This is a genomic window from Acinetobacter sp. 10FS3-1 (assembly GCF_013343215.1).
GTDB classification, from domain to species: Bacteria; Pseudomonadota; Gammaproteobacteria; order Pseudomonadales; family Moraxellaceae; genus Acinetobacter; species Acinetobacter lwoffii_C.
The window spans coordinates 64,509-73,803 of sequence record NZ_CP039146.1; the positions used below are offsets into that span (position 1 = coordinate 64,509).

The following is a 9,295-nucleotide window of genomic DNA, read 5'->3' on the forward strand; positions in this document are numbered from 1 at the left end:
GTTTTTTCTTACTGTTTATAGATTCAATAATTTTTGAAACGAAAAATTGGGACTAAACATTTCGGTTTCGTTTTCTGTCGATTCGTCCTGCGTATCTTTTGCATAAACAAACATTTGTTGTTCGTAGTTTTCGATGGCATTTTCAATACTTGTAAATTCTCCGTTTGTAAGGTTTTCAGACAATATCAAAGCATCCAATAATCCCGTATTTACACCCTGTCCTGCAAAAGGCGACATCAAATGAGCAGCATCGCCAATCATTGTTATGGGTAATGGACGGTTACTTTTCCAATCATTGTTCAAAGGAAATTTCCTTGTGGGCAAGCATTGAAATGTTGATACCGAACGTATTAATTGTTTGTAAACTTCACTCCATTTGGAAAATCTTTTCAATAAAAAATCGGCAACGCTGTTTCTGTCCTGAAAATCTAAGGGAATTTTATTTTTCCATTCATCGGGCGTTTTAAAACTAATTCCTAAATACAATGCACCATTATTATTGGGATTGGCAAACAATAAAATGCCCTGATGTCCCGCCATTAATCGGTTGCCGTTGCATAGCTGAAAAAATCCGGGACAGTTTATTTCCGGTTGAAGAATATCAGCTTGGATGTTGAAAGTACCGGTTTCTTCAACTTGCGTGTCGGTAACAAAGCTCCTTATTTTCGACATTCCACCATTGGCAAGAATAACCAAATCTGCTGTTTCACTCGGTTTATTCTCAAAAGTTAGTGTCCACTTCTTCTTACCAGGTTCAAGCATAACAAGTTTTCTATCCCAAATAACCGTGTCGTTTTCTAAACTATTCAACAAGATAGCCCTTAAGTCATTTCTGTTTATTTCAGGATTGTCAAATCGATTTTCGGGCTTTACATTTTTTGTGGATAAAATATTGCCTTTTTCATCAGCAATATTTACACCCATTGGTAAGGCTAAGTCATAATAAGTTTGTAACAATCCCGCTTTTTTCATTGCTTCCTGACCTGAACCTTTGTGTAGGTCAAGGGTTCCACCAAAAATTCTTGCCTCTCGGTCGTTGTCTCTTTCGTAAACTGAAACGTCTATGCCGTTTTGCTGTAATAATTTTGCCATAGTCAGTCCAACGGGTCCACCACCAATTATTGCAACGTTCTTATCACTAAGTAAATTCATTTGTTTGTCTGTATCTATTCGCATTGTCATTTGAATATAACGTAAACTCGTACCATTCTCAAGCAAATGCGTTGCAAAGCTATGTCGTAAGGTATGTACAGTAACTTCCTTTTGAATCTTTGCTTTTAAAACAGCTGCTTTAAAAATGTTTTGAATACTTCGGCTTGAGTATGCGCCACCTTTTTGACCTTCAAATAAATAATCTTTTGGTTTATATTCCATAAAGTATGTTCTTAAAATAATTAATGTTTTCTCAGATAAAATGGTATAACGATCTCTTTTTCCTTTTGACTGTTCTATACGAATTTGCATGCGCTTGGAGTCAATGTCTTTTATTTTCAGGTTTATACATTCAGAAATGCGCAAACCTGCCGAATAAATAGTCATCAGAATAGCCTTGTGTTTCACGTTTTCAATAGCGCGTAGTACCCGAATGGTTTCTTCTTCACTCATCACAACAGGAAGTGTTTTTTCTTTTTTTGGTCTTTCGATGAAATATGTTTTCCGTTGTCCACCCAAAACACGTTCGTAATAAAACTTAATCGCATTGATTGCCTGGTTTTGATAAGATATTGAAACTTTTCGCTCCATAACCAAATGTCGGAGAAATGATTGTATATGTCCTTCATTCAATCGATCGACGTATAGGAAGAATAAACGCCCTTTTCACCCAAGTCCAACAGCTTTGGACCGCAGTTGACTCTTTCGACACCCCTGCGATGCAACCCAATCCGGCTGACGGGGAGCCAGCAACGCTGAAAATTTACCCTCCTCTTTCCCACTAGCGGCTCCTTTTCCGACAACCAGCACGGCGGATCCCTGCCGCGGCGCTGTGAACGCAGCATTTTGATTGGTATCGTTGGCCTTCAGGCTCGTCAGTCAAACAGACCCAGGAGCAGCTCAGCCGGTGGCGCCCGGCTTTCGGGTAACGCCCTGGTCCCGCTGGTTTCGGCTTTGTGCTTCAGGTGATCAAGGATCTGCTTGATCACTATAGGGTCTTCAATGCAGGCGATGACTTTCATGGCGCCGCCGCAGCCGCTGCAGGTCTCGATGTCGATATTGAAAACACGCTTGAGCCGTTGCGCCCATGTCATCGACGCTCGCCGTTGTGCTGGTGTTGCCGGTTCATCAGCCACCCTGACCTTGTTGCCCCTGCCCCGTTTTGCCGGCGTGACCAACGCCCGGTGCCGACTGTTGGGTGCGAACACCCCGTGGAAGCGGGTTAGGTTGACTCTGGGCTTCGGTACCAGGGCGGCCAGCCTTGCAATGAAATCCAATGGTTCGAAAATGACGTGCGTGGTGCCGTCCCGGTACGGCGTCTTGAGCTGGTAGCGCACGTTGCCGCCTCGTGTTAACGACAGCCGCTTCTCGGATACCGCCGGGCGGCTGATGTACCGGCACAGCCGTTCGAGCTTCTTGCGTTCATCGGCCCTGGCCGCCACGCCGGCGTGCAGGCTGGACCCGGCTACCTTGCCAATCCCGTCACCGAACGGATCACCACTGGTCGGCAGAGTTTGCAAAGTGAACACCTTTCGCCCCGCCTGTGAACCGACAGCGATACGGTAAGTGATCGAGTGCCCCAGCAGGGGTGTCATCGGGTCGTCATCCACCGCATCCGAGGCCAGATAGCTGTTTTCGACATCCCGTTCCAGCAGGCCTTGCCGTTCCAGATAGCGACCCACCCGGTGGGCGATGGTGTGCGTCAGCTGGGTGAGCTCTGGGCTGGTCGGCGCCTTGACCCAGCGGAAACGCGCTGAGCCGTGGGATTGCTCGACATACACACCGTCGAGAAACAGCATGTGGAAGTGAACATTCAGATTGAGCGCCGATCCAAAACAGAGATGGTTCCACTTGTTTGAACAACTAAAAGCGTATTTATAAGTGATATTCCGCTCTAGTTAAGCCACCTTGTTTTGTTGGGGTAGCTGATCATAGTTAAACTCATTTGGTGTCATTTTGTCTAGACTCGAATGAGGTCGTTTCAGATTATAAAACTCAAAATAAGCACTTCGCATCTGTGATACTGCTATAAGCTTTGAGATACACCTCTTCATATTTAACGCTCCGCCATAATCGTTCAACCATCACATTATCTACCCATCGACCTTTACCATCCATACTGATTTGAATGCCATTTGATTTCAATACATCAATAAATGCATCACTGGTGAACTGACTGCCTTGGTCTGTATTCAATATTTCAGGTGATCCATATTTTTCAATCGCTTCATTTAAAGCCGAAATATAAAAATCCACCTCCATACTAATCGATACCCTATGCGCAAGTACCTTACGGCTATGCCAATCAATCACAGCACATAAATAAACAAAGCCTTTTGCCATAGGGATATACGTTATATCTGTAGACCACACTTGATTACTGCGCTGAATAGCCAATCCTTTGAGCAGATATGGATATTTACGGTGAGCTTGATTAGCCTGGCTTAAATTTGGTTTGCAATATAACGCCTGAATACCCATTTTCTTCATTAAAGTACGTGTATGACGTCGTCCTATATGATGCCCTTGACGATTCAACAAATCACGCATCATACGACTGCCTGCAAAAGGATATTGCATATGTAATTCATCAATACATCGCATCAGCTTCAGATCTGATGAGCTAACAGGTTTTGGGCGATAATAATAACAACCACGAGAGACTTTCAGTAACTTAGCTTGTTTAGATACTGAAATCTGAAGTGAGTGATCGATTAACTTTTGTGGTTGAAGCGGCCCAGTTTCTTCAACACACCTTCTAAAAAATCAATTTCTAATGCCTGCTCACCGATTTTTGCATGTAACTTTTTAAGATCAATGGGAGGTTCTGATGGAGCTTTTGATTGATCGAAAGCTTGTGAGGAAGCTGAGATCAATTTATTTTTCCAGTCAATAATTTGGTTTTGATGAACATCAAACTCAGAACTCAATTCAGCAAGTGTTTTTTCTGCTTTGATCGCAGCAAGTGCTACCTTAGCCTTAAAGTCGTTTGAATGATTTCTTCTTGGTCTACGTGCCATAAAATACTCCATATATTGATGTTTATAACATCATTTGAGGAGCAGAGTATCACTTATAGGAGTTGTTCAAATTTCCGGAGCCATCTCTCGTTTGATTAAATACGGTTTATAAGGCTCAAGAATACTCACTTTAGATTGTGTTCGTTGATATTTAGGTGTTACTTGAGATCGTAAATATTTACACACAGTATTTCTAGAAATACCGAGTTCGCGGCTAATTGCCTTAATAGATTGACCTTGTTGATGAAGTATTTGGATTGTCACTGCTTGCTCCAAAGTTAACATGTTGAGCAGTCCAAAAAGACCACTATATTAACCAAGGGGGTCAATTTTCAAATGCTGTTGGGGGGTCATTTTTACATTGCCGCTAACAACTCTTCAGCATGCTGGCCTGAACGACTATCCTGAAAGTCATAGATCACCGCCTGAACTGGATTGTACTGTGTGGTGGCATAGGCCCAGACATAACCTTTCTTCGGTTTTTTATTATTCTCACCCATCCGCATGATGGTGACCGGTGTTTCATCTGCATGCAGCACCTGCTGTTGTAGTACCACCTCTTTTAAGGCATTGGCCAGAGGTTCCAGTTCTACACCGCAGCGACCTATCCAGTCAGATAAAGTTGATCTAGAAAGTTCGATTCCCGCCCGCTGATAGATCAGACGTTGACGGTACAGCGGTAAATGATCGGCATATTTCGATACCAGCACATGGCTGAGCAGTTCAGGTGAAGCAATGCCTTTATCAATCACATAGGCGGGCATCGCTTGCTGAGTCAGGGTGTCACACTGATCACAGACCCATTTGCCACGCAAATGCTGTTCCTTATAGAACTGTGCCGGTCTGAAATGCAGTTTTTCACTGACATCTTCGCCGATACGACGGAGTCGGCAGCCACAAGCACATTGGGTTGATGCAGGTTCATGCTCAATACGGATGGTGTGTAGATGATCTGGCAGTGGTCGACGTTTAGGTTTGTTGACTGTGGCTTTCTGTGTCGCTGCATGGGTTTTATCTGCATTTAATCGTTCTAATTCCAGATCAACGGCTGCGATATCTTCTTCAACCGCTTCATCCCACAGATGGATTTGTTTTGCAGTGAGATGTTCGTTTTTACTGCCGAATTTGTGCTGTTTAAATAGTGCGAGTTCATGCTCGTATTTTTGATTGAGAATAGAAAGATGTTGAACTTTAGAATCTAATTGCTGATTGGTGACTTCAAGATGTTGAACTCTGGCATCTAATTGCTGGTTTGATTGTGCTAGAGACTGATGCTGCATCGCCAACTGTCTGGTGAATTCCAGCAGTTGTTCATGGGTCAGTTGGCTTAAGTCAGGCAGCGTATTCATGACCGCAGTATGCCTGAGGTCATGAAGAGAATGAAATAGAACGTTTGGAGGATGGCAGAATGGTCGAGCTTGGTTTAGAGCATATTCACCACTTGCTGCAATCCAATTCTCTGCCAGGGCAAACCTTGGATTAATGCCTGTAACTGTTCCGGGCTGAGGGCCACGGTTTCACCTTGGTGAACTTGAGCCCAGTGAAATTTACCCTGTTCCAAACGCCGGGCACACAGCCAGATGCCCAGTCCATCATGTACCAACACTTTCATACGATGACCACGTTTATTACAGAACAGGTAGGCGCAATGCGGTTTGATGTAGCCAAAGGCTCTCACCACCTGAGCCATGACAGTATCCATACCTGCACGCATGTCCATGGGCTGGGTAGAGAGCCAAATTTCATCAATGCGGATCATGTTGCCAGTGCCTTGAGTAATTCTGCCAAGGCAGGTATTTCTGATGTCTGCCATTTTAGCTGAATATCATTATTCGTATGAGGCACGGTGATACACAACGTGATCCTCTCATCAATAGGTTGGCTGATTGCAGCAGTGTAAGGCAAAGCAATAAATGCTGGATTCACATGAGTAGGATCCTGCACGGCACCCTCATGATGGCTGAAGATCCTGATCCAACGACTGACAAGGTTGGCATTAATACTATGTTGCAGTGCGACCGAAGCGATCGAGGTATTAGGATTTTTGCAGGCATTGACAATACTGAGTTTGAATTCTTTGCTGTATGATCTGCGTTTTTTAGCAACAGGAGGTGTTGCTGAATATATATCCATGTTCATGGATTAAGTCCCCACTTGTTTTTAGGTGGGGACTAAATTAAGGCTTATAGGATCGCTTGGTAAGGCTGTGTTAGCCGGATGCTTACTTTCTTTTACCTTAATAACGGATTTGTTTAACGGCAGCATACTTTTTGAAACACCACCAAACTATTTATATTCCACCAGCATATAAATTTCCCTATCGGAAAATCTGATAGGAATTGATTATTTTGATACAAAACGTGAAAACTGGGAGTGATTATATGGACATATATAATATTTCCGGATAAATATAAACCACTCCACAAGAAGAAAGGCAGAATTTAATCTCAGTCTGAAGTAATAGTACTATCAAAGACCAAATGTTAAGACGCATACTTAAGAAAGCAAATTTCAATAATGCATGAGGATGTAATTAGTTTGACGGGACTAAAAAAGTGTAGCAACTTGCTACACTTTTTCGCTTTTTTGAATCAGCTGTTTTAAGAAATCTTCTAATTGTAAAAGACTGGCTTCGTCAATTTTCGAGATATTCAGAGAAACTTTAAGCTGTTTTTGATTCAGTTTGATATTCCCCGCAATCTTACCAGCATATTCAATTTTTCTGACCACGGATGTTGTGGTCAGTTTTTCTGGATTCTGACTCAATAGTTTTTCAGCATAAGTAGTAACTTTGCTTTGCTCGAGTTTTTTGTCTTTTAATTTTTCCCAAGCTCCGAGTAAGGCCATTTCGGCTTCAGAGAGTTGTTCAAGATGATCCGATAGAAATTTTTTGAATGCAGTTGCAGCAGTACGGCCTAGCAAGCCCGGTTCCACATCAAGGTCATTTAAAATTGCTTGCGGCAGTTTTTCGTATGCTAAATACTTGTACATATCTTCGCGATTTAAACCCAGTGAATTGGCTAAACGTTGCTTGTTTTTCTTTAATTTCTCATCAAGTGAGTTCAAGCCAATAAAAATCTCATAATCTGTCAGATCCTGACGCTTTAAATTCTCTGCCAGGGTTAACAAAGATGCTTCTACATTATTTGCATCAATTATAATGGCTTCAATCACAGACTTTCCGAGTAATTGATGTGCCCGTAAGCGTCGCTCGCCTGCAATCAGTTCATATTTCAGATTATCCAGTTTACGTACTGTAATGGGCTGCAAAAGGCCGATTTCATTAATAGAATCCGCCAGTTCTTTTAACTGTGACTCTTCAAATATTTTACGCGGCTGGTTTGGACTTCGGCTGATATCCTCAATAGGGACATTACGTCTAAACTCTTTCGGCTCTTTAATATTGTCTTTCTGTGCTTGCTGATGTTTTTCTGTATTCTGTTTCAGTTTCTGAGCTAAAAGCTCTTTGGTGCTTGCCATAATGCTCTCAGGTTTTAATTTTCACTACAATTTCATTGGCAAGGCTTTCAAAAGCCTTACGTACTTTTGAATTTTTTTCTACTTTCAAAAGTGGTTGTTGCAGAATCGCTGCTTGATTGACTTTAGTACTTTGAGGAATTGTGGTTTCTAAAATTTTACCTACCTGTTTCAAGGCTTCATCCCGAATCAGCTTACAGACATTCTGACGTTCATCATGCTTAATTAGTAAAGCGCCTAAAAGCTCTAAATCTGGATTAATACGTTTGATTTTTTCAAGATGATTTAAAAGATCTGTTACCCCATACAATCCATATTGTGATCCTGATTCGATAGGGATAACGACATGTGTTGAAGATGCCAAGGCATTGCTGGTTAATAATTTAAGGCTAGGTGGACAGTCGATCAATATAAAATCATAAAGATCTTTTAATAGTTTTAACTTGATATTTAACTCTTCAGAAGGACGGGGAGCTTCTTCTTTTAGTTGATCTTCAGTTTTTCCTAAATTTAAGGAACCATAAATTAATGATACTTTTTCAAAGTTCGTTTCTTCTTGTAATGCATCTGCCAACAACGAAATATCGCCCACTAGTAATTCTGCTGTAGTGACAGCAATTTCGCTTGGATGTTGGATCCCAATGTGTAAACTTGCGTTTGCTTGAGGATCTAAATCAATGACTAAAACTTTGTAGCCCAGATTGGCAAGTTCTGAGGCTAGGTGTACAACAGTCGTTGTTTTGCCACATCCGCCTTTATGGTTAGCAACAGTAATAATTTTTGCAGACATGCGTGTCAGATGCTTCCTTATTTCAATGTTTAGTAATATAAATAACTTTCATTCATCTTACTATAGTTTTTAAATTTATAAATCCTATTTATTCAGCTGTAAAACAACTTAAAAAATAAATTTTTAACTAAGCTAGCTTAATTAAAAATTAGAATAATTAGTTATTTAGCTAATTAATAATTAGGATCATATTTTTATTATATAAAACAAATGCTTGTAACTTTAAAAGTGGAAGGTTTGTCACTATAAAGTGGAAGGTTTGTCACTATAAAGTGGAAGGTCTGTCACCGTAAAGTGGAAGGTCTGTCACTATAAAGTGGAAGGTTTGTCACTATAAAGTGGAAGGTCTGTCACTAGGGTGGAAGGTTTGTCACTACTATTTTTAGAACTGCTATTTTTATTTAAAAATAATATAAAAAACAAATATTTAAGCTGTTAATAAAGTCTCATAACTAAGCTTTAAAGGTGGAAAGATTGTCACTGTATCTTCTTAACCTGTGGATAATCTGTTTTTATTGGATATTTCCTGATGATTATATGTGCAGTTATACCTTTTAAATCTAACAAAAAGGTGGAAGCCTTGTCACATCAGGGTTTTTATCTGACTTAACCTAACTAGACCTGAATGAAAAAAGTAAAAATAGACCTTCTGAACTGTAATTTCGAGACTAAAGGTGGAAGGTCTGTCATCATGAGGTGGAAAGATTATAATTAATTCCACTTTAAGTGCAGGAAATCGGCTAAAATGCTTCTTTTTGATGACAAACTTTCCACTTTTAGAATATTGTGGTGAAAGTCTTGAAAGTTTTTCCACTTTTGTATATAAAAACTAAGTTAAATTATAAATATCACGGTT

At 40.8% G+C, this 9,295-nt stretch carries 5 protein-coding genes and 5 pseudogenes; all 10 read right to left on the bottom strand.

Features of this window, described 5'->3' with window-relative positions:
- Positions 1-15: 15 nt before the first annotated feature.
- Positions 16-1,182 carry a tetracycline-inactivating monooxygenase Tet(X3) gene (locus E5Y90_RS16595; RefSeq protein WP_024160783.1) on the bottom strand — a complete coding sequence of 389 codons (1,167 nt, stop codon included), beginning with the start codon at positions 1,180-1,182 and terminating at the stop codon, positions 16-18.
- 51 nt (positions 1,183-1,233) lie between these two features.
- A pseudogene (locus E5Y90_RS17625) lies at positions 1,234-1,743 on the bottom strand (tyrosine-type recombinase/integrase); the annotation flags it as partial.
- 284 nt (positions 1,744-2,027) lie between these two features.
- Positions 2,028-2,987, bottom strand: a pseudogene (locus E5Y90_RS16610) (IS91-like element ISVsa3 family transposase); the annotation flags it as partial.
- A gap of 63 nt (positions 2,988-3,050) precedes the next feature.
- Positions 3,051-4,184 (bottom strand): annotated as a pseudogene (locus E5Y90_RS16615) (IS3 family transposase).
- Between the two features lie 60 nt (positions 4,185-4,244).
- Positions 4,245-4,457 (bottom strand): annotated as a pseudogene (locus E5Y90_RS16620) (helix-turn-helix domain-containing protein); the annotation flags it as partial.
- 83 nt (positions 4,458-4,540) lie between these two features.
- Positions 4,541-5,521, bottom strand: a pseudogene (tnpC, locus tag E5Y90_RS16625) (IS66 family transposase); the annotation flags it as partial.
- 74 nt (positions 5,522-5,595) lie between these two features.
- Positions 5,596-5,931 carry an IS66 family insertion sequence element accessory protein TnpB gene (gene tnpB / locus E5Y90_RS16630; protein ID WP_004730490.1) on the bottom strand — a complete coding sequence of 112 codons (336 nt, stop codon included), beginning with the start codon at positions 5,929-5,931 and terminating at the stop codon, positions 5,596-5,598.
- On the bottom strand, positions 5,928-6,311 hold the full coding sequence (locus E5Y90_RS16635; RefSeq protein ID WP_151208067.1) for a transposase: 384 nt from the start codon (positions 6,309-6,311) through the stop codon (positions 5,928-5,930). Before E5Y90_RS16635 ends, tnpB begins: the two co-directional genes overlap by 4 nt.
- A 429-nt stretch (positions 6,312-6,740) precedes the next feature.
- Positions 6,741-7,652, bottom strand: coding sequence for a ParB/RepB/Spo0J family partition protein (locus tag E5Y90_RS16640; RefSeq protein ID WP_150378262.1), 912 nt, complete (start codon positions 7,650-7,652; stop codon positions 6,741-6,743).
- 7 nt (positions 7,653-7,659) lie between these two features.
- Entirely contained in the window at positions 7,660-8,439 is a 780-nt protein-coding gene (locus tag E5Y90_RS16645; RefSeq protein ID WP_150378261.1) for a ParA family protein, read from the bottom strand.
- Positions 8,440-9,295 lie beyond the last annotated feature (856 nt).

What these genes read in the sequence shown, in the direction of transcription:
- E5Y90_RS16595 (WP_024160783.1), bottom strand. Translation starts at nt 1,182, where the DNA reads ATGACAATGCGAATAGATACAGACAAACAAATGAATTTACTTAGTGAT.
- E5Y90_RS16640 (WP_150378262.1), bottom strand. Translation starts at nt 7,652, where the DNA reads ATGGCAAGCACCAAAGAGCTTTTAGCTCAGAAACTGAAACAGAATACA.
- E5Y90_RS16645 (WP_150378261.1), bottom strand. Translation starts at nt 8,439, where the DNA reads ATGTCTGCAAAAATTATTACTGTTGCTAACCATAAAGGCGGATGTGGC.
- tnpB (WP_004730490.1), bottom strand. Translation starts at nt 5,931, where the DNA reads ATGATCCGCATTGATGAAATTTGGCTCTCTACCCAGCCCATGGACATG.
- E5Y90_RS16635 (WP_151208067.1), bottom strand. Translation starts at nt 6,311, where the DNA reads ATGAACATGGATATATATTCAGCAACACCTCCTGTTGCTAAAAAACGC.